The organism is Okeania sp., assembly GCF_035285525.1.
Classification (GTDB): Bacteria; Cyanobacteriota; Cyanobacteriia; order Cyanobacteriales; family Microcoleaceae; genus Trichodesmium.
The window spans coordinates 91,321-112,093 of the sequence record NZ_JAYKGW010000039.1 but is presented as its reverse complement, the minus strand read 5'-3'; the positions used below and the strand labels follow the sequence as shown (position 1 = coordinate 112,093).

Annotated in this window: 17 protein-coding genes and 1 pseudogene; 13 read left to right on the top strand and 5 right to left on the bottom strand. The window is 36.9% G+C overall.

Features of this window, described 5'->3' with window-relative positions:
* Window positions 1-784: 784 nt before the first annotated feature.
* The 3 genes from VKJ25_RS04550 (at window position 785) to VKJ25_RS04540 (ending at window position 4,790) form a co-directional block, all read left to right on the top strand.
* Complete coding sequence (locus VKJ25_RS04550) at window positions 785-2,920, top strand: HAD-IIB family hydrolase (protein WP_324235434.1); 2,136 nt, start codon at window positions 785-787, stop codon at window positions 2,918-2,920.
* 2 nt (window positions 2,921-2,922) lie between these two features.
* Complete coding sequence (locus VKJ25_RS04545) at window positions 2,923-3,765, top strand: HAD-IIB family hydrolase (RefSeq protein ID WP_324235433.1); 843 nt, start codon at window positions 2,923-2,925, stop codon at window positions 3,763-3,765.
* Between the two features lie 467 nt (window positions 3,766-4,232).
* Window positions 4,233-4,790: a GNAT family N-acetyltransferase gene (locus VKJ25_RS04540; RefSeq protein ID WP_324235432.1), complete on the top strand. Its 558-nt coding sequence runs from the start codon at window positions 4,233-4,235 to the stop codon at window positions 4,788-4,790.
* A gap of 305 nt (window positions 4,791-5,095) precedes the next feature.
* On the opposite strand, the gene VKJ25_RS04535 is transcribed toward VKJ25_RS04540, so the two are convergent.
* The gene (locus tag VKJ25_RS04535; RefSeq protein WP_324235431.1) at window positions 5,096-5,479 is read right to left on the bottom strand and encodes an MFS transporter; all 384 of its coding nucleotides are present in this window, start codon (window positions 5,477-5,479) and stop codon (window positions 5,096-5,098) included.
* A 78-nt stretch (window positions 5,480-5,557) separates the two neighbouring features.
* Between VKJ25_RS04535 and VKJ25_RS04530 the strand changes: the two genes are divergently transcribed.
* Both VKJ25_RS04530 and VKJ25_RS04525 read left to right on the top strand, forming a co-directional pair.
* A complete protein-coding gene (locus VKJ25_RS04530) occupies window positions 5,558-6,040 on the top strand; it encodes a hypothetical protein (RefSeq protein ID WP_324235430.1) in 483 nt (160 codons plus the stop codon).
* Between the two features lie 18 nt (window positions 6,041-6,058).
* A pseudogene (locus VKJ25_RS04525) lies at window positions 6,059-6,844 on the top strand (RNA-guided endonuclease InsQ/TnpB family protein); the annotation flags it as partial.
* A gap of 135 nt (window positions 6,845-6,979) precedes the next feature.
* Here the strand turns inward: VKJ25_RS04525 and VKJ25_RS04520 are convergent.
* Entirely contained in the window at window positions 6,980-7,435 is a 456-nt protein-coding gene (locus VKJ25_RS04520) for an MFS transporter (protein ID WP_324235429.1), read from the bottom strand.
* Window positions 7,436-7,846: 411 nt separating this feature from the next.
* Here VKJ25_RS04520 and VKJ25_RS04515 point away from each other — a divergent pair, with 411 nt between their 5' ends.
* On the top strand, window positions 7,847-8,977 hold the full coding sequence (locus tag VKJ25_RS04515) for an AbrB family transcriptional regulator (protein WP_324235428.1): 1,131 nt from the start codon (window positions 7,847-7,849) through the stop codon (window positions 8,975-8,977).
* 430 nt (window positions 8,978-9,407) lie between these two features.
* Here the strand turns inward: VKJ25_RS04515 and VKJ25_RS04510 are convergent, their stop codons facing one another.
* Complete coding sequence (locus tag VKJ25_RS04510; protein WP_324235427.1) at window positions 9,408-9,665, bottom strand: hypothetical protein; 258 nt, start codon at window positions 9,663-9,665, stop codon at window positions 9,408-9,410.
* Between the two features lie 334 nt (window positions 9,666-9,999).
* On the bottom strand, window positions 10,000-11,844 hold the full coding sequence (locus VKJ25_RS04505) for an NAD(P)H-quinone oxidoreductase subunit F (RefSeq protein ID WP_324235426.1): 1,845 nt from the start codon (window positions 11,842-11,844) through the stop codon (window positions 10,000-10,002).
* 622 nt (window positions 11,845-12,466) lie between these two features.
* Between VKJ25_RS04505 and VKJ25_RS04500 the strand changes: the two genes are divergently transcribed.
* The 7 genes from VKJ25_RS04500 (at window position 12,467) to ccmO (ending at window position 19,447) form a co-directional block, all read left to right on the top strand.
* Window positions 12,467-12,778, top strand: coding sequence for a carbon dioxide-concentrating mechanism protein CcmK (locus VKJ25_RS04500; protein ID WP_094678177.1), 312 nt, complete (start codon window positions 12,467-12,469; stop codon window positions 12,776-12,778).
* Between the two features lie 306 nt (window positions 12,779-13,084).
* Entirely contained in the window at window positions 13,085-13,426 is a 342-nt protein-coding gene (locus tag VKJ25_RS04495) for a carbon dioxide-concentrating mechanism protein CcmK (RefSeq protein ID WP_324235425.1), read from the top strand.
* A gap of 492 nt (window positions 13,427-13,918) precedes the next feature.
* Window positions 13,919-14,221, top strand: a complete 303-nt coding sequence (gene ccmL / locus VKJ25_RS04490) for a beta-carboxysome shell vertex protein CcmL (protein WP_324235424.1) — start codon at window positions 13,919-13,921, stop codon at window positions 14,219-14,221.
* 317 nt (window positions 14,222-14,538) lie between these two features.
* The gene (gene ccmM, locus VKJ25_RS04485; protein ID WP_324235437.1) at window positions 14,539-16,524 is read left to right on the top strand and encodes a beta-carboxysome scaffolding protein CcmM; all 1,986 of its coding nucleotides are present in this window, start codon (window positions 14,539-14,541) and stop codon (window positions 16,522-16,524) included.
* A gap of 433 nt (window positions 16,525-16,957) precedes the next feature.
* On the top strand, window positions 16,958-17,392 hold the full coding sequence (locus VKJ25_RS04480; RefSeq protein WP_324235423.1) for an arsenate-mycothiol transferase ArsC: 435 nt from the start codon (window positions 16,958-16,960) through the stop codon (window positions 17,390-17,392).
* A gap of 57 nt (window positions 17,393-17,449) precedes the next feature.
* Entirely contained in the window at window positions 17,450-18,364 is a 915-nt protein-coding gene (gene ccmN, locus VKJ25_RS04475; protein WP_324235422.1) for a beta-carboxysome scaffolding protein CcmN, read from the top strand.
* 300 nt (window positions 18,365-18,664) lie between these two features.
* Window positions 18,665-19,447: a beta-carboxysome assembly protein CcmO gene (gene ccmO, locus VKJ25_RS04470; RefSeq protein WP_324235421.1), complete on the top strand. Its 783-nt coding sequence runs from the start codon at window positions 18,665-18,667 to the stop codon at window positions 19,445-19,447.
* A 431-nt stretch (window positions 19,448-19,878) separates the two neighbouring features.
* Here the strand turns inward: ccmO and VKJ25_RS04465 are convergent, their stop codons facing one another.
* Entirely contained in the window at window positions 19,879-20,637 is a 759-nt protein-coding gene (locus VKJ25_RS04465) for an alkaline phosphatase PhoX (protein WP_324235436.1), read from the bottom strand.
* Between the last annotated feature and the right edge of the window lie 136 nt (window positions 20,638-20,773).

The window sequence follows — 20,773 nt, the reverse complement described above, 5'->3', positions numbered from 1 at the left end:
AAGACGACCCGTTAATAGGTGTTAGGTGGAAGTGCAGCAATGTATGGAGCCTAGACATACTAACAGACCGAGGACTTGATCTCTAACTCAAGACTTTGACTTTCATACTATGCAGCCTTCTGGGTTTATTCGGAAGTAAAATATAGTCCTGGCGAAAATCTTTAGGTAATCACTATATGTGAAAGTATCTTGATTCCAGGATTATTTTTCACAAAGCATTTTTCTGATATATCGGAAAGATGCTTTGTTTTTTTAGACTTACGCAACACAACATATTTTCGTCCGATACGACCGATAGGGAAGCAACCTCAAGTCCTAGTTTTAAGAGATACATGGCTATAAATTTAGCAGATATTCTCTCTGAGTATATATTAATAAATATTACGATTTAGATAGACACGTCGAAAAAATATAATCGCTGTATCATACGGCTGAAAAGGGTTTCATAGTTTTATAGTACATTTGTACCGGGTAAGTTCAGGTATTAGTGTATTGACATATTTATTCCTGTTTTGGTAATGTCAGGTAACTTCTTGATATATTTTAGCTAATCAGTCCAAGTTTTTTCAGAAGGATAGAACAAATCACTTTATTGTAAAGAAGGTTAGGATTTTTGCTTTAGTATAGCAATGTGTGTTTGTTTATACATTGTTTTTGTAAACTTGTTCTAGACTGCACTTTCAAAAGGCTATGCTTTACCTATAAGTTTTGAAACTCTTAAATATATAAGCTTACAGATTACTAAAGTATAGTTATTTTTTGTGATTAAAATAATAAACTTATTATGAATAACAATCAAAAATATATATTACTTATTAGTATTCACGGCTTAATCCGAGGGAAGAATCTGGAACTAGGAAGAGATCCAGATACAGGGGGTCAAACAAAATATGTTTTAGAATTAACTCAAGCACTATCACAACATCCTGATATTAAACGAGTTGATTTGATGACGAGATTGTTAATCGATCCACAAGTAAGTGAAGATTATAGTCAAGCTGTTGAAACTCTAGATTCAAAAGCGAATATTATTCGTATTCCTTCTGGGGCGAATGATTATATTGCTAAGGAAGAATTATGGGATTGGTTGGATAATTTTGCCGATCATGCGATCGCCTATTTGAAGCAGCAACAAAAAAAGCCAGATGTGATTCATAGTCATTATGCTGATGCTGGATATGTGGGTGTCAGATTATCTCATCAACTGGGTATTCCTCTGATTCATACAGGTCATTCTTTAGGCCGTAGTAAAAGAACAAGATTATTAGCTGCTGGAGTCAAAGGGGAAGTCATTGAAAAACGCTACAAGATGACTCGTCGTATTAATGCAGAAGAAGATGTACTGAGTTCAGCAGAGCGGATAATTACGAGTACCAATCAGGAAATTAACGAGCAATATGCTCAATATGATTATTATAATCCGAAGCAAATGCGGGTTATTCCTCCTGGAACTGATTTAGAAAAATTTTATCCTCCAGAAGGGAATGAGTGGGAAAGTGAGGTGTTTGAAAGTATAGCGAGATTTTTAAAAGAGCCTCATAAACCTATTATATTAGCTCTATCTCGTTTAGATCAAAGAAAAAATATTCAGACTTTGATCAAAGCTTTTGGTGAATCTAAACAACTACAAGAAAAGGGAAATTTAGTTATTATTGCCGGAACGAGAAATGATGTGGCAGATTTAGACGAAGATGCTCAGGAAATATTTAAAGATTTATTGTTAACTATCGATCTCTACGATCTTTATGGTAAGGTTGCTTATCCTAAAGCTATAGCTGGAGAAGATGTTGGTGTTGTTTATCGTTTAGCTGCAACTTCTGGTGGAGTTTTTGTGAATCCAGCACTAACTGAACCTTTTGGACTGACTTTGATAGAAGCTGCTGCCAGTGGTTTACCTATTGTAGCAACTAGAGATGGTGGTCCGATTGATATTATCAAAAATTGTCAAAATGGTTACTTGATCGATCCGTTAGATCTAGAAGAAATTGCCGATACTATTTTAAGAGTTCTTCAAGATCAAGAAAAATGGCGAGTATTAGCTGATAATGGAGTGGAAAAAGTCAAAGAGCATTATAGTTGGAAGTCTCATGTAGATACTTATAATAATATGTTGCAATCAATAATTGAGAAAACTGAACCTTTACAAAGAATTTCTTTGCAACGTCGTTCTCAAATGTATGACAATGGAGCTATTGTTTCGACTATAGATGAAAATTTACTTGGCGATCCTGAATCTTTACAGGAGTTGATGAGGATACTGAAAGAAAATCAAAATAATATCAGTTTTTGTATTGCTACAGGTAGAAGATTAGATTCTGCATTGAAAGTTATGGGTGAAAATCATATTCCCCAACCAGAAATTCTGATTACCAGTCTGGGAACAGAAATTTATTATTCCCCTGATTTAATTAGGGATGATGCTTGGACAAATCATATTAATTACCTCTGGAATCGAGAAAGGGTGGCTTTTCTTTTAAAGGAAATCCCTGGTATTGAGTTACAACCTAAAGATAGGCAAAGTAAGTATAAGGTTAGTTATTTTTACGATCCTAGTGTCGCTCCTAGTATTGAAGAAATCAAAAGAATTTTGCTACAAAACGAACAAACTGTGAATGTGATTTTCTCTTTTGGTCAATTTTTAGATATTTTACCTGTCAGAGCTTCTAAGGGTTATGCAGTGCGATGGATTGCTGAACAAAGAAGTATTCCTTTAACCCGGATACTTACGGTTGGAGGTTCAGGAGCAGATGAGGATATGATGCTTGGTAATACTTTATCTGTGGTGGTGGCAAATCGTCATCAGGAGGAACTTTCTAAGATGACTGAAATAGAGCCGATTTATTTTTCTGAGAAACAGTTTGCTGCGGGTATTATTGATGGTTTAAATTATTATAATTTTTTGGCTCTTTGTGAGAAATAGATATGTTAGAAAAATTACTAATTTGCACTGATTTAGATCGAAGTCTGATTCCTAATGGTAAACAACCAGAATCAGCTAATGCTAGAAAATTATTTAGTCAGTTGGTGTCTGATAATCGAGTTACTCTTGCTTATGTGAGTGGCAGGGATTTGATATTGGTGGAAAAGGCGATCGCTGAATATGATTTACCTTTTCCTAATTTTGTAGTTGCTGATGTGGGAGCAAGTATATATACAAGTTATAATAATGGATGGTTACGTCTTAAGGAATGGGATGAGAAGATTTCTCTAGATTGGCAATTTAAAAATCAGTCTGATCTTGTATCTTTATTTTCTGATATTAAAGAATGTCGTTTGCAAGAGACTGAAAAACAAGGTTTGCATAAGTTAAGTTATTATCTGAGTTTAGATACGGATATAGAAGCAATTATTGCTGAAGTCAAGTCAAGGTTAGAAAATGAACAGTTGAAATGCAATGTAATTTCGAGTGTTGATGAACAAATAAATTTAGGTTTAATGGATATTTTACCTTTGAGTGCTAATAAAAGATATGCTATAGAGTATTTAATGAAAAACCAAAATTTTGAAATAGAAAATACAGTTTTTTCTGGAGATAGTGGTAATGATTTAGAGGTTTTAATTAGTCCGATTAAATCTATTTTAGTAGCAAACTCTCGTTTAGAAGTCAAGGAAAAAGCAAGAGCAGAAGTTAGTCAAATGAGTTTAAATAATTCGTTGTATATTGCTGAAGGTGGATATTTCAATATGAATGGAAATTATAGTGCAGGGATTATTGAGGGTATTTTTCACTATTTTCCTGAAGTTGATAATTGGTTGAAGAAATAAAGGGCACATTAAAGGTATCCCCCCAACCCCCCTTTGAAAGGGGGGCAGAAAGAAAAGAATCCGGTTAAATACTTATCGCATCTACACCAAGGAAGACAGTAGAAAATCCCCCCAACCCCCCTTTGAAAGCTATCCCTTATAAGGAACTCTTGAAACCCTTGTGGGGAGGGGGAAATACGGAGAGGGGGAGACACGAAGAAAAAATAATAGTAGCATCGTTAAAAATACTTAAGCGATCACCAAAAAAATGTATAAAAAAAATACATTTTTTCCCAAAAAAGCAACTTCTAAACTTACCCATAACTTGTCGATAATGCCCAAGTTTTATGTTAAGAAAGATGTTTATAAAGCATAGCTTTGAAAGGGGGGCAGAAAGAAAAGAATTATGTGAAAAGGTACAAAGTTTTTCATAAAGTAATTATCCGGATTCTATATAAGTCATGTAAATAATTAATCAAGTTGGTATCATGCCAATTTTCAAAAGTAATGTAATGATTATTAGGCAAGCTTTAGATTCAGATTTAGATGATATATTTTCTGTTCAACGTGCTGCATTTGATTCAGATGAATGTGTTGAAATTGTGCAAAAAATTCTTGGGGACGAGAGTGCTAAACCTATTTTTTCTCTAGTTTCTTTGCAAGAAGATAAAATAGTAGGACATCTTCTGTTCAGTAGAGCTACTCTCGAACCTAAGACTTCCTTATCACTTTCAATTTTAGGTCCGATTGCGGTTGTTCCTGAGCTTCAAAAACAAAGTATTGGTGGTAAACTGATTGAAAATGGATTAGATATTTTATCTAAATCTGGTGTTGACCTGGTTTTTGTTCTCGGTCATACTAAATATTATCCAAGATATGGATTTAAACCTGCTAGTAATTTGGGGTTTGAACCTTCTTATCCCATACCAGAAAAAAACGCAGATGCTTGGATGGTTCAAGCATTGCGTCCGGCAATCATTGGAAATTTTAGAGGCAAAGTTATCTGTGCAGATAGTATGAATGATCCCAAATATTGGCGAGAATAATATCATTTCCGTTTGAATATTTACATTGTTTGTAGAGGGTTTGGAGACTAAACCCCTACGGAGAGGGGATTCTACCGATTACTACCGGATTTGATTATTATAGGACTTTTGAGGATGGTGAGGTACAGTTAATCTCTACTGTAACACAGCCTTATCGGCTGTAACAACCTGGAAGGTTGTGTTACTAAAATTACTAAATAAAATTTTGTACCTCACGCGCCTCCGAAATTGCTGTAATAAGCCAAAAATAAGGTTTCAAGCTTCTAGCAACAGGTGTGAGGTACCGTACTGATAACTAATAACTGTTAAGACTTGCGAGGGTTTCTGGTAAAAAAGGTTAAAATCAGAATCAAAATTGCTAGTATTAAACAACCATAAAGACCTGGTTGATAGGAACCTAATTTATTTTTAAATATGGCTAAAAAGGAAGGTCCGATTGCACTTGCTATAACTAGAATCATCATTTGAAAACCAGAAATAGAACCTAAATAAGATCTACCAAAAAAACGTGGTAAAGATACTGCTGATAAGGTACCAAAACAACCACTACTAATACCAAATCCGATAATAGTTAAAACCAGAAATAAAGGCACGCCAAAATTAGCTATAGAAGCAATACCTATTATCTGTCCTACCATCATTACCATGAATAAATATTTGAGAGGGACTCGATATGCTGTTATTCCCAACGGAATGCTGCGCAAACATAATGAGTGTAGACATATTATGTTTAATAGTGCTATTATATCTACAGGAGGTAATTGTTAATGTACGGATGCCAACAACATCTGGTCAACAGTAGTCCAGAAGTAATAGCTATTCTTGAATACCTTTGTACAGAAGCCAATAAGCTTACTAACTGCGGGATTTATTATTGCCGTCAAATGCTGTTTAAAGTAGGGCGCTTTCTGTCTAAAGCTGAACTAGATTTTCAGCTAAAAAGTAATCCTCATTTTAAAGCTATGCGTTCAGCTTGTGCCCAACAGACATTACATTCAGTAATTGAGTCTTTTAATTCCTATGCAAGACTTGCCAAAATGTTTAAATCAGGAGAACTAACACAAAGGCCAAAACCACCAAAATACCGTAAAAAAGATGGTTTAGCAGTTGTTAGTTATCCGGCACGTTGGGTCAAACTGGTAAATGGAATGCTTAAATTTTCACTAGGTAAGCAAGTCAAAGCATGGTTTGGTATTGATAGTTTCTTATTGCCAATGCCTAGCAACTTAGATTTCAACCAAATTAAATAATTTAGGTTCGTCCCCAGAAATAACTGTTTCTATCTAGAATTTGCTTATAAGCAACCACAGCCAGAAAAAGGTCAGCCAATAGCAGAAAATGTTTTGGGTATTGACCCTGGTTTGAGTAATTGGCTAACCTGTGTGAGTAATGTGGGAAAAGCTTTTATAGTTGATGGCAGAAAGATAAAGTCTCAAAATCAATGGTACAATAAGCAAGTAGCAAAAATCAAAGCAGGTAAGCCTGGTAACTATTGGGATGCTAAGTTAGCAGCTATTACTGAAAAGCCCAATCGTCAGATGCGGGATAATGTGAACAAAGCAGCCAGATTTGTTATTAACTGGTGTATTGAGCATCAAATAGGTACAATAGTTTTTGGGTGGAATCAAGGTCAAAAAGATAGTATTAATATTGGCAAAAAGAATAACCAACAGTTTGTCCAAATACCTACAGCAAAGCTTAAAGCCAAAATAGCTGAATTATCGGAGCAATATGGGATCAAGTTTGTTGAGACCGAGGAAAGTTATACGAGTAAGGCTAGTTTTTTAGATGATGATTTTCTACCGACATTTGGTGAAAAACCCGAAAGGTGCGAGCCATCAGGAAAGCGAGTTAATCGTGGTTTGTACCGTTCAGCAGCAGACAAATTGATTAATGCTGACGCTAATGGAGCATCCAACATTTTAAGAAAAGTAGCAGCACAGCTAAGTTTAGACTTAGCTAAGGTTGGTAGGGAAGTTTTGATGCTTCCACAACGATATAAGTTGAATAATTTAACTAAAAAGTATCGTAAGCAGTGCGTTGGGTGGCAATAGCGCCCCCATAAGCAAATCCGCTTAGAATCCAGCGTGTTTTAACCCCTGGAGACATCAAGCAGACAGATAAAACCTAATACTAACAGGACTTACGTATAAACAGCATATATAGTAGGGGCGAACTGCCGTTCGCCCCTACAGATAGTGTCTGGTCTGATATTTTGCGTAAGTCCTGACTAATATTACTAGGGCAATAGTTGAATAAGGAATTATCGGAAATTTATTATTTATGATGGTGGCTAGGCGATCGCTAAAACTGAGATAAAATAAGGTTAAACCTAAAAATATTGATGCGCAAACAACTGTTATTCTGGCTCCAAAACGGTCTAATAGTACTCCGCCATAAGGCAATAGTAAACCGCTAGTTAAAGTACCAATAAAATAGGCATTGCTCAATTCTAATCGTGACAAACCAGTGGCAGCTATTAAGTGGTCTGTAAAAACACTAACTCCAATAGTTTGACCAGGGATACTCATTATTACTCCAATGGTGCAAACAATTAGAATTATCCAACCATAGAAAAACGGGAAATTTTTAGGAACAAAAGGATATTCGGGATGTAACAGATTTTTGGGAGTAATTTTTAGCATGATATTATCAAAATGTTCAGGAATTTAAAAACATTTATTCTTCCAAAATATCCATTTTATGTCAAATACATAACTTTTCTCTTTTTTCAAGTTTAATATTAAGAAATAGTGTAGCTAATGGATAGACTTTTCAAAATAGTGTATGATTTTTTATTGTGCGTAAATCCTGTAATATTAACTCCAGGACTTACGCATGAGGAACCCAATGTCAACGTTTGAGATTGCTTTCCTGAGGTCATGGTCCGTAAACGCTGTCGCTTGCTAACGCAAAGCTGCGAGTCGCGCCATGACAGAAATAGGTTGCGCGTGGGTAAGTCCTGAACTCTATACTGTAAATAGAAATACCTAAATTATTTATAGACCTACTAAAATAGACAGAAGTTGTATTCCACATTATTTATATTGTTGAGGATGTTAAACCTCCAAGAAATTCCTTCCAAATTATTAAGTATTAAAACAGTCATTATCCCAATGATTTTGGCTATTTTAGTAGGGTTTATATTCAACTGGCTCAACGTTCCTATTGGTTGGTTGCTAGGCCCAATGATTGCGGGAATTATCTATGCAATTATTAAAGGTAATCCCCAACCATTACCCAAAATCATAATTATGCTGGGGAAAGCAGTTATTGGTCTGGCTACAGCATTTCGTTTTTCTCCAGAAACGGTTAGTATAGCTACTACTTATGCTATTCCTGTTGTCGGATTTATTTTAATTACTGCTGCTTTGAGTATGTTCAAAGGCTATCTGTTATCTATATGGGGTGGAGTTAGTCGTCCTACAGGTTTTCTGGCATCTATTCCTGGTACTGCTTCTGCTATTGTCACCATGAGTGAAGAATTAGGTGCAGATCCTATCGCTGTTACTCTCCTCCAATATTTGCGAGTTTTATTAGTGGTGTTCATTGTACCAACGATAACTATTCTAATATCTCCTGCTATTGACCAAAGTCAAACTACAAGTTTTGTTTTGGCATCAGGTAAAACCAGCGTACCTATGTTGGGGAATTTATTAATAGTAGTAGGATGCTGTGGTTTAGGTATTTGGGGCGGAAAAAAATTGCGTTTGCCTTCTTCTGCTTTTTTGGGTAGTTTTATTGTGGGGTTGACTATTTTATGGGGAACGCCATACCAGTTACAGGTTCCTCAATGGTTATTTGCTGTAGGGTTATTGCTGGTAGGGATTTCTATTGGAGTTCAGTTTGACTGGGAAAATGCTCGAAAATTGTGGAGAGCTATTTTTGTTGAAATTATTCTGGTAATAATTTTAATTATGGGTTTTTTGGCGGTAGGTTATGAGTTTCATCAATTTACTGAGGTTGATTTAATTACTTCTATCTTAAGTTTTACTCCTGGAGGAATAGAGGCAATGATTGCAACAGTTAATGAATTAGGTGGTGATGCAGGTTTAGTCTTGGCAATTCAACTTACTCGAATGTTAACTCTTATTTTAATTGTTCCTGGATTAGCTACTTTCATAGTTAAAAGAATGAAACGTAATGATGTAGCGCTACGGACAAGTCAGAAGTCAGAAGTTAGATAGGGAGATCGGGAGTGTGGGGAGTGTGGGAAGTCTAGGAAGAAAGAGATCGGGACTAAAGCCATGAACGCTATTAGTAGTGGACTCTTTTATCTTAAATGGTGCATTAGGAAGGCAGGGTAGGGGCGGGTTTGACAGTAGGGAGGTTGCATAAGGGCGTCCGTGCAAGAAGTTTTCGTAAGTAAGTTAGCTAAACCCGCCTCTAATGATATAGCCCACTGTCCTAGGGGGCGGGTTTATATAAGTCTTGGAGTAACCATGAAAATTCTGGCTAAAACCCGCCCCTACTAATGCACCATTTTAGATGAAACAGTCCAGTAGGGTGCGTTACGCTGACGCTAACGCACCGATGCTCTATATATAGTGCCTTTGCGTAAGTCCTAGAAATAATAAAAGGAATAATTGTTCTTTGATTTTTTGATCCTTGGTTTGCTTAAAATCTTAACTTTTTGGTGATTTTAGTTGAAAAAGTAAGCATTTTTGGGTAAAGCGAGGCATAAAAATTACTTTGACTATGTTTCCAACTACTTCCTTGGGGTTTAGGGAGTTGCTTCGTGTTGTGGCAATGACGACTGTTCAACCAGATTTTATATGAGAGGAGAGGCGATCGCTCTATTTGACTAAAAAAGGCGATCGCTTCAAAAATCTGGCTACTTTTTACCTGAGAACTTATTATTAGGACTAAAGCCATGAGGTAGGAAAAAAAGGAGTTTGAGATTGCTTCCCTTCGGTCGTATCGGACAAAAATACATTGCAGTTGCGTAAGTCCTGCTTATGTCATCAGGACTTACGCAGCTACCCTAGATATAGTGCTTCCAACCCCATACGCAATAGTTTTTTTACTCTACATATAGTACCTTTGTGTAAGTCCTGTCTGGGTAAGAGTTGGGGGAGCGATAATTTTGGCGATTTATCGGGAACCGTGTACTTCCTCTATAACTCTTTATCCTTCTTGACTTCCTCTCCTGGGAGGGGTTAGGGGTGGGTTCCCTACTCCCTACTCCCTACTCCCTACTCCAGAGAAGTTAAAAGGTGAAATCAATCAACCAAAGCACCAAATATCCTAAAACACCTATTCCGAGTAGAATAGTCAGAAGATAAGATTGACCTTGACCAGAAACGCCATATTTCAAACCTTGCCCACTAAAAATCGTCGCCAAACCAACCAAGTTAACAATTCCATCTACAATATAACGGTCAATCCAGGCACTCAACTTTGAAAATTGACTCACTGCAAAAACTATAGTGACATTGTAGAGACGATCGACATAAAAATCATAAGCAAACAAATCTTGAGCCAAACGAAAAGGAGCTTGGATTGGGCGAGACCAAGTTCTACCTAACTGCATGGTGCTACCGATAACCACACCTAATAAACCAGATCCTATTAACAAAATCACAACTGCTACATTCAGATAATTCCAGTCAGGTAAAAGTGATAAACTTTCCATAATTACCGGAGCTAACAGAGTGACAATTATTAATGATACCATTGGTACAGCCATAGTCCAGGGAACTTCTGGTGCGCGTCTGGTTTTAGGTTGAGGTTCACCCAAAAATATTAAACGAAATACACGAGTTAGATTTAAAGCAGTTAGGAAATTAACCAATAATATAACTGGTACTACCCAAGGATCGATAATCCAAAAAGCATCTAAACCTTCTCGCAATGCCCAAAAACCACCCAAAGGTAATAATCCAATTAACCCCAAAGTTCCTACTAAGAAAGAAGTAGTAGTGGCAGGCATTTTAGAGCCTAATCCTCCCATTTCTGTCAGGTCTTGACTATTAGTAGTTAAGATGACACCACCAGCACTCATAAATAATAATGCTTTAGCAATACAATGTGCTAACAACAATACCAAACCAAAAGAAGTCCATTGGGTTCCCACAGCTATGAAAACCAATCCTAGGTAAGCACTGGTAGAATGAGACAAAGCACGCTTCAGGTCAATTTGAGCCAGAGCTACTAAGGAAGCTCCAATCGCTGTTACAGTTCCGACAGCCACCAGTACAGCTAAAGCAATAGGAGAAATAATTAATATTGGTTGAATTTGAATCAATACATAAGCTCCAATCGCCACTACTATAGTATTCCGCAAAATAGAAGCCGGGTTTGGACCTTCCATCGCTTCATCCAACCATAGATGTAGAGGAAATTGAGCGCATTTACCTATTGGTCCAGCAATTAAAGCCAACCCTAATAAGTTGGCCGTTATTGGATTTAGTTCTACTCTTTCTGCCCACAGATAGAGGTCACTAAAATTCATACTACCAGCTAAGGCGGAGATGGCAACTACTCCCATTAAAAGTAAAACGTCTCCTACCCGTTTGGTTAAAAAGGCATCTCTAGCTGCTGTAACTACAAGAGGTTGAGCATACCAGAAACCTACAATTAAATAGGTAGAAAGGGTCAACATTTCTAGCAAAGCATAGGATATGAACAAAGAATCGCTTATGGTTAAGCCACTCATGGCAGCTTCAAAAAATCCCATTAGTCCAAAAAACCTAGCTAATGCCCAATCTTTTTCTAGGTATCCCAAAGCATAAATTTGGGCTAAAAAAGTTAGAGATGTTACTACAGTCATTGCCCCAATACTGACTGATGAGATATTGAAGGCAAAAGATAGGTTTAAATCTCCAGTCTCTAACCAGTTAAATATTATTTCTTGTGGTTCTTGATTCCAGACGGCTTGATAGACGATAGAGCCATGAACTAGGGCTAAGAACGTCATCAACAAATTAAAATAAGCGGCTGGCCTTGGCCCAGTACGTTTAATTATTCCTATTGACCATGGCAGAGTCAAAATTGACCCAATTAAGCCATAAAAAGGTATGCACCAAAAATTTTGAATGAGAAACTCAAACATTATATCTATAGACTTTTAATAAAAAATGATATTAATTATCGCATATATAGCGCTGCGTGCAGGGAACAGGCAATAGGGAACAGGCAATATGGAGAATGAATAGCTTATAATATAAGGCTTTTAGCTATTGGACACCTCCTACAAGTTGTAAATATTAAGTGCGCACATTGCTATAAATCATTAATTCTTTCTCATTATCTAATCTCCGCGTCCCCGTGTCACCGCGTCCCTGTCTCAAATCTTAAAAAAATACTTGTGTAAGTATTCCTCTACTCCCCAGTTTCCTCTTATTTTATGAGTATATATACTCGTTTATTCTCAAAAAAGGGGATTGACCCAAAAGTAATAAAAAAAATTTTAGGATTGATATCTAAGGGTTGAGGATCGCTGAATTAACTATTAAATATAGAAACTTCAATAGTAAGGAATTTATTTTTCTAAATCGCTGCAATTATGAATTATGATGATACTTGCTATTGTCAAGGGTGCCATGTTTCTCTATTCTGAAAAATATAGCATTTGATAGATTTTGATTATAAAAATGGGGATTCCCTACAAAGCTATCTAGAGACAATAGTGGCCTCAATGCTTAAGTAAACTTCTGTCAATAGGAGAAAAAAGAATGCCAATTGCTGTGGGAATGATTGAAACTAGAGGGTTTCCAGCAGTAGTAGAAGCTGCTGATGCTATGGTTAAAGCAGCTAGAGTTACCCTAGTGGGTTATGAAAAAATCGGTAGCGCTCGTGTAACAGTAATTGTTCGGGGCGATGTTTCCGAAGTACAAGCTTCTGTTGCTGCCGGAATCGAGTCTGCTAAGAGAGTTGATGGTGGTGAAGTAGTATCAACTCATATTATTGCTCGCCCCCACGAAAACTTGGAGTATGTCTTACCAATTAGATATACCGAAGAAGTCGATCAGTTCCGAACTTACTAATTTTTAGTTTCTGGAATTTATCCTAAATCTAAATATAAATATTTGGTCTAGATAATTGACTTAGTTAACAACTTATGTCATAAGGCTTCATTAATGGATAATAAATAATGAATAATGAATAATTACCTCTGAAAATAAGAGGCTGGAAATGTCTGGGGATTAATTATCAATTATCAATTATCAATTATCCATTCTATAGACCGCCTTGGAGATGCAGGTATAAGATACTTAGATTAATTAGTAAAAGTCAATATATAGACTAGAAAAAAGTAAAAAAACAGATAATAATATCACGGAGTAAACATAATGTCAATTGCCGTTGGGATGGTAGAAACTCTTGGCTTTCCCGCAGTTGTAGAAGCAGCAGATGCAATGGTGAAAGCTGCACGAGTCACCCTTGTTGGCTATGAAAAAATTGGTAGTGGTCGCGTAACTGTGATTATTCGTGGAGATGTATCAGAAGTACAAGCTTCAGTAGCAGCAGGAGTCGATAACGTGAGACGGGTAAATGGAGGCCAAGTGATGTCAACTCACCTCATCGCTCGTCCCCATGAAAACCTAGAATATGTTTTACCTATTCGTTACACAGAAGAAGTAGAACAGTTCCGTGACAGCACTACTGCAGTTCGTTCAGTAAACAGACCATAAAAGTAATTTGATTTCAGATGGCAGGTTTTAACTAGCTATCAGCTATCAGCATTTAGCTGTCAGCGAAAAATTCGAGGGTTTAAGTCCCCTACCTACTATATTTGAAAAAATTAGTGTGTGTGAATGAGGGTTTGAATCTCCCATTAGACAACTGGAAAGGCTGATTACTAATAGCTGAGTGCTGAATGCTACTTCAATTTGAGATAAAACTCTGAGGACTTACGCAGCGACCCTAGATATAGCGCTTAAAACTATAGCCCAATAGTTTTTTAACTCTACATATAGTACCAGGAGCGTAAGTCCTGACTCTAAAATTTTAACTAGCTATAAGCTAAAAATTAGAGGGTTTAATTTCTCCACTATGATTTGAAAAAATTAATAGTGTGTGTTAATGAGGGTTTGAATCCACCATTAGGCATCTAGAAAAGCTGACGGTTAATAGCTGAGTGCTAAATGCTACTTGATTCTGAAATCATGTAATTAAAAGAGATCATGCAAATTGCCAAAGTTCGTGGCACCATTGTCAGTACCCAGAAAGAGGCTACCTTAAGAGGAACAAAGCTACTTTTGCTGCAATTCATAGACGAAGAAGGCCATCCATTACCAAAATATGAAGTAGCCGCCGATAATGTTGGAGCTGGAGTTGATGAATGGGTTCTAGTTAGCCGTGGTGGGGCAGCTCGTGAAGTACAAGGTGGTGAAAAACTTCCTGTAGATGCTAGGGTAGTAGCTATTATTGACACGATCGCTGTGGATAGTCGCATGATCTACAGTAAAAAAGACCAATATCGTTAACAGTTTACTCCTGAACTTTTGAACTGTGGGATGTTGAACTTTTAACAAACTAAAAGTTACAAAATTATAGCAGTCGCAGCAAAGGGCGCAGATATAACTAAATGCTCTTTGTATTTTGCTACGCAACATAAAAAGCGTAGCTTCTCTGCATAAAGTAGCATTTTGTTTGCAAAGCATTCTGAAGCAAAGGAAAAAATAGAAAAGGAAACTACTCAGAAATGACTTCTGACTATAGGTCGCATTGGCGACGGTTCCCCTATCTGATTTCTGACTTGCCCAACACCCAACATTTAATTGAGGAGAAAGAAATAAAAAATATGCCACATCGCAAACAGCCAGCTCCACCTACCCCCTGGTCAAAAAACTTGGCACAGCCGAAGGTAGATGACACAGCTTATGTTCACTCGTTTTCCAATATTATTGGAGATGTCCACGTTGGAGCTAATGTATTAGTAGCTCCTGGTACATCAATTCGTGCTGACGAGGGTACTCCTTTTTTTATTGGAGCCGGAACTAATATCCAAGATGGAGTAGTTATCCACGGTTTAGAACAAGGACGAGTCATCGGTGATGACCAACGAGACTATTCTGTGTGGATAGGTAAAAATGCTTCTATCACGCATAAAGCTTTAGTTCATGGTCCTTGCTACATAGGTGATGACTGCTTTATCGGCTTTCGTTCAACAGTTTTTAACGCTCGCATTGGTGAAGGATGTATTGTCATGCTTCACGCTCTGATCCAGGATGTAGAAATTGCTCCAGGTAAGTATGTGCCTTCAGGGGCAATTATTACAAATCAACAGCAAGCAGATCGTTTGCCAGATGTACTACCTGATGATATAGAATTTGCTCATCATGTGGTAGGAATTAACGAATCTTTACGACAGGGTTATTTGTGTGCGAGTAATAATTCTTGCATTAACCCGATTAGAAATGAAATGAACATTAATCATAGAAATGGTAAAGGTAATCAATATTCAGGAGGAAATGGTAAATTGACACCAGAAATAGTTGCTCAAGTAAAACAGTTAGTATCTCAAGGATATCATGTTGGTACAGAACACGCTGACACTCGTCGCTTCAAAACAGGTTCTTGGAAAACTTGTACTCCAATTGAAAGCAGTAATTCTTCAGAAGTAGTAGCAGCTTTAGAAGCTTGCATAGAGGAACACGCTGGCGAGTATGTCCGGATGTTTGGTATTGATCCGAAAGCTAAACGTCGTATATCTCCAACTATGATTCAACGTCCTGATGGCAAAAAAGTTGCTCAAAAATCAACTACTGGTAATGGCTTTGCTCCAGTTGCAACTGGTAGGGAGGGAACTACTACTTCCAATGGTACAGGTTTAACTCCAGAAGTAGTAAACCAAGTTAATTCTTTGTTGTCTCAAAGATGCAATATTGGTACGGAGTATGCTAATGAACGTCGGTTTAAGACTAGCTCTTGGCAAAATGGTCCGACTATTTCTGGGACTAATTCTACACAAGTTTTGGCTGCTCTGGAAGAATTTTTGGCAGAACATAGTAGTGAATATGTTCGTTTAATTGGTGTCGATCCTAGTGTGAGACGTAGGGTTGCGGAAATTTTGATTCAAAAACCAGGCGATCGCTCAGTTCAAAAGTCTGTAGGTACTTCTTCAAATTATCAAGCTTCTGCATCTAGTCAGGGTAATGCAGTTAATACAGGATTAAGTCCGGAAGTTGTTGAGCAAGTACGTTCATTGTTTAGTCAAGGATATCGGATTACTTTAGAACACGCTAATGAACGTCGATTTAAGACTAGCTCTTGGATGAGTGGCGCTCCTATTTCTGCTACTAATGACTCTCAAGCAATAGCTGAACTAGAACAAGCTTTAGCAGGATATAGTGGGGAGTATGTACGTTTAATTGGTGTTGACACTAATGCGAAGCGTCGGGTACTGGAAAGTTTGATTCAACAACCTAATGGTAAAGGTGAAAAATCTGCTCCTTCTAAAGTTGTAGTGAATAATACTCCAAAGTCTCCTGTTTATAGCAGTCAAGGAGCTACTATGACAACTCAGAAGTTAAGTCAAGAAGTTGTGGAACAAGTTCGTTCTTTGATTGCAGGTGGTTATAAGATTGGTACAGAATATGCGGATAAACGCCGTTTCCGTACTGGTTCTTGGAACACTGATTCTCAAATAGATGCTAAACGGGAGGCTGATGTTTTCCCAGTTCTTGAGGCAAGTTTGGCTGAACATGAGGGAGAATATGTACGTTTGATTGGTATCGATCCTCAAGCAAAGCGCCGGGTTTTAGAAATGATTATTCAGAGACCTTAATGGATAATGGATAATGGATAATTGATACAGCGGATTCCAGTTTGGTGAGGTACACTCGCGGGAGCAAGATGCACGGTTCCGGAAAAATCCCACTGATAATTGATGATCGAATTTATCAATTATCAATTATTCATTGGTAAGTGAGTTACAACTTAGCACTTTTCCATAATTTTTTGGTAATAGCAATTTGTTAAAAATATGGAAGAGTTTAATCCCCCCAAACCCCCCTTTGAAAGGGGGGCTTCAGAAGTAGTAATTATACCATAACTTGATTAAAACTATAGGTTTTATAGCAATCCTAAATAGATTGTAAGATTTTATGGTAGGGGTTTGGAAACCAAACCCAAGTGTCAAGGGATTTGGAGGCCAAACCCCTACAGTTTTTTCTCACCAATAATTTCTGATGGCTATATAATATATGTGAGGTTAAATTATGAAAAAGATTCTTTTTATTTGCACTGGTAATTATTATCGCAGTAGATTTAGTGAGTATTTTTTCAATGATTTAGCTGGGAAAAAAGGAATAAAATGGGAAGCAGATTCACGGGGTTTAAATGTTCGTCCAGAATCTGGTAATGTGGGGGCTATTTCACGGGAAGTTATTAAAGCTTTAAAACCTTTAGGTATTCAAATTGATTCTGCTTCTTTGAGGGAACCAATGCAGGTGAAAAAAACAGATTTAGAAAATGCTGATTATGTTGTTGCGGTTGATGAAGTTGCTCATCGTCCTTTAATGGAATCTCAGTTTCCTGAATGGGTGGATAAAATTGAATATTGGTTAGTTAAAGATTTGGATGAAAGTCCTGATGAACCTCCTCTGGTGCAACTACAAAATAAGATTGAATTACTGCTAAAAAAATTAGATTAAATGAACTTTTATTGGCTGATATTTTATGCTAAAAACTATTATAAATAAGGAGTATTTATGCAGTTGCCACCACTACAACCTATAACAAATATTGAGCCTTTTGTTAGTGGTGATGTGAAAATCGATCCTAGTGTGGCGATCGCTCCTGGTGTGATTATTCAAGCTGCTGATAACTGTCAGGTTATCATTGGGGAAGGAGTTTGTATTGGTATGGGAGTTATTATTCATGCTTACCAAGGGAATATTGAGATTGAGTCAGGAGCTACTATTGGTTCTGGTGTTTTATTGGTTGGTAAAAGTAAGATTGGAGCTAATGCTTGTGTTGGTGCTTTAGCAACAATTATGGAGCAAGATTTGGAATCTAAAAAGGTTGTATTACCTGCTTTTATTCTTGGTGATTCAGGGCGAAAAATTGCAGATAATTCTACAACTTCTTTTCCTCATCAAAAGTCAGCTAAAAGTTATATATCTTCAGATGAAAACCAGGAAAGTAATTCTAGTTTAAATGTAGCTAATAATTTTTCATATTCTGAGGAAAGTCAAGTAGAAACTGAAGAAGTTAATACTAAATTAAAATCAGAAAATACTGTGTCAAATTCTGAGGAAAGTCAAGCAGAAACTGAAGAAGTTAATACTAAATTAAAATCAGAAAATACTGTGTCAACTCTGGAGAAAACTAAAACAGAAACTGAAAAAAATAATACTAAATTAAAATCAGGAAATACTGGTTCAATTTCGGAGAAAACTCAAGCAGAAACTGAAAAAAATAATACTAAATTAAAATCAGGAAATACTGTTTCAACTGCGGAGGAAACTAAAATAGAAACTGAGAAAAATAATACTCAATTACAATCAGAACCATCTCCAAATATCGACCCTAGAATTTATGGTAAGGAATATGTAAACCAGATAATGAAGACTTTATTTCCTTATAAAAATTCCTTGAGTTCTCATCCTGATGATGAAGACTAAATCAGTTATCAGTTATCAGTAGCTCAAATCTGAAGCATTGAGATGAAAAAAATGTATTTTTATCCCTTTTCAAGGGGAGACTTGAGACCTTATTTTTTGGTCGGGAGTGAGAATAAAGAAAGGATTTGAACTAAGTAGTTGTTGAAAGTTATTTGTAAATTATTTTATATCCGACTTAAGATAGAAAGAATAAATACGGCAATATCGGCAAAAAGGAAGTTTAACTGTTAAACTTATAACTACAGAAAGTTGTTGTTTTTTGTAGAAAGGTTTGAGCTAATCAAACAAATATCAAATTAAATGAATATACAACCCCGCAATAACTATAAGCCAAATTCTCTTGAATCCCCAATCAACTTTGGAGATGCAGCTCTTGGTTTGGTGACAACTCGAAGTTTTCCGGCAATAGTTGGTACTGCTGATATGATGCTCAAGTCTTCTGGCGTAATTTTGGTAGGGTATGAAAAAATTGGTAGTGGATATTGTACGGCGGTAGTTCGTGGTGGTATTGCAGATGTTCGGATAGCGGTAGAGTCTGGAGCAGAAACAGCGGAAAAATTTGGGCAACTGATTTCTAAGACTATTATTCCTCGACCTTTACCTAATTTAGAGGTTGTATTACCTATTGGCAGTCTTTTATTGAAGTTATCTCAAGGTAGAATTTCTTCTAAGTTCAAAAATCAGGCAGTTGGTTTGATAGAAACTAGAGGTTTTCCGGCGATGGTGGGAGCTTCTGATGCGATGCTGAAATCTGCGGATGTACAGTTGACTGGTTATGAAACTACGGGTTCGGGTTTATGTACTGCTATTGTTCGGGGTTCTGTGTCTAATGTAGCGATCGCTGTGGAAACTGGAATGCACGAAGCGGAAAGAATTGGAGAGTTAAATGCTGTAATGGTAATTCCTAGAGCATTGGAAGATTTGGAAAGAACATTACCTATAGCTAGTTATTTCATTGAAGAAAAACCAGAACCTTTACGTTTACCTATAGCTATTAAAGAGAAGGAAAAAGAACTTGAAAGATTACCAGATTTTTCTCAACTTTCTGTACCTATGAAAGAAGAAATTGAGGATAAAAAGTAGGGGCGAGATGGAAATTAAGGAATAATAAATAATGGATAATGAATAATGAAAGATTTCTCTATTGGTCTACTATTTCTCGGTTTGAAATTGAGGTAATTATTAATTATCGTCAGTAGGGGCGGGTTTTACCAGAAATTTTCATGGTTATTCTGAGGTTTAGATAAACCCGCCCCTACTTTGGTGGATTGGGGGCGGGTTTGTATAAATTCTAGAATAAGCACGAAAATTTTAGTGAAAACCCGCCCCTACTTTTGAATCAAAACATTTGTAGGGGTTAACGGCCGTTAAGCCCTACCATATTCATGCGGTTATGTCTAATATTATAGCAGCCGCCAAGGCGGTTAGGACATGGACTGATGATGAATCAAAGACCACGGAAACACTTGAACAACTGTTCCCTGTTCCCAGTTAAGTGTTCCCTGCTATAAACCTTAAATAAAGGCACCACCGTTTCTACGAGTAACACCAATCACAGAAGGTCTTGGGGGTAACAAACCATTGAAGTTACCTCCAGGATTACCTGTATAACCTATGTTACTAGGCCAGTTACTACCACGAGGTACACTAGGCTGTTGAGTGAAGAGAGTACCATCTAAATTTAACATCTCAATATCTCGACCTAGTTGAACTCCATGTCCAATAGGACAACTTTCACCAGGGTGTTGTACAGCTAATAGTAGAGTGTCATCTACACCACTACTATTTCTGATAAAGTATGGTCTAGTAATTTGGTAACGAGGAGAACCATAAGCAAAAGGTACAACTAATCCAGCATTTGGTCCAACAACAGGAATATAGAACACCCAGTTATTACCAAATACTCCTGTCAAGTCGCCAATATTTCCAGTAGGATTATGGTCAATCTCGTCTAGAGATCCTGCAATACCAGTATCAAAACCATTATGAGTTCTAGTAGACATATCGGTTACGTCCCAGATGTTACCCAGAGTATCAATTTCTAGGTTATCTACATTAGCAAAACCTGCACCGTTAATAGCACCATCTTCTCCACTATGCTCAAAAACTGACCAGGTAAAGGTGGTACTTGTATCATCACTGTTGGTTTCAATAATTCGGTAGATACTGTCAAACTGTTGAATGGCGTTAACATCTGAGGAGTATTTACTAACAACAAAGACTCTGGAATCTGGATATCCATCTCCACCTGATGCATTATCGGTATAAGCAATAGATACACTACTCTGTTGAGAAGCGGTAGATAGTGATTTTTGGTGTATTAATGGCAGTATTTTTGACCTAAATTTATATCTATTTAATTCTGCCTCAAATACTATATCTCCATAAGTTTATTATTAGTTTAAATTT

Coding starts and splice junctions, on each gene's coding strand:
- VKJ25_RS04550 (WP_324235434.1), top strand. CDS start 785: ATGAATAACAATCAAAAATATATATTACTTATTAGTATTCACGGCTTA.
- VKJ25_RS04545 (WP_324235433.1), top strand. CDS start 2,923: ATGTTAGAAAAATTACTAATTTGCACTGATTTAGATCGAAGTCTGATT.
- VKJ25_RS04540 (WP_324235432.1), top strand. CDS start 4,233: ATGCCAATTTTCAAAAGTAATGTAATGATTATTAGGCAAGCTTTAGAT.
- VKJ25_RS04530 (WP_324235430.1), top strand. CDS start 5,558: ATGTACGGATGCCAACAACATCTGGTCAACAGTAGTCCAGAAGTAATA.
- VKJ25_RS04520 (WP_324235429.1), bottom strand. CDS start 7,435: ATGCTAAAAATTACTCCCAAAAATCTGTTACATCCCGAATATCCTTTT.
- VKJ25_RS04515 (WP_324235428.1), top strand. CDS start 7,847: ATGTTAAACCTCCAAGAAATTCCTTCCAAATTATTAAGTATTAAAACA.
- VKJ25_RS04510 (WP_324235427.1), bottom strand. CDS start 9,665: ATGGCTTTAGTCCTAATAATAAGTTCTCAGGTAAAAAGTAGCCAGATT.
- VKJ25_RS04505 (WP_324235426.1), bottom strand. CDS start 11,844: ATGTTTGAGTTTCTCATTCAAAATTTTTGGTGCATACCTTTTTATGGC.
- VKJ25_RS04500 (WP_094678177.1), top strand. CDS start 12,467: ATGCCAATTGCTGTGGGAATGATTGAAACTAGAGGGTTTCCAGCAGTA.
- VKJ25_RS04495 (WP_324235425.1), top strand. CDS start 13,085: ATGTCAATTGCCGTTGGGATGGTAGAAACTCTTGGCTTTCCCGCAGTT.
- ccmL (WP_324235424.1), top strand. CDS start 13,919: ATGCAAATTGCCAAAGTTCGTGGCACCATTGTCAGTACCCAGAAAGAG.
- ccmM (WP_324235437.1), top strand. CDS start 14,539: ATGCCACATCGCAAACAGCCAGCTCCACCTACCCCCTGGTCAAAAAAC.
- VKJ25_RS04480 (WP_324235423.1), top strand. CDS start 16,958: ATGAAAAAGATTCTTTTTATTTGCACTGGTAATTATTATCGCAGTAGA.
- ccmN (WP_324235422.1), top strand. CDS start 17,450: ATGCAGTTGCCACCACTACAACCTATAACAAATATTGAGCCTTTTGTT.
- ccmO (WP_324235421.1), top strand. CDS start 18,665: ATGAATATACAACCCCGCAATAACTATAAGCCAAATTCTCTTGAATCC.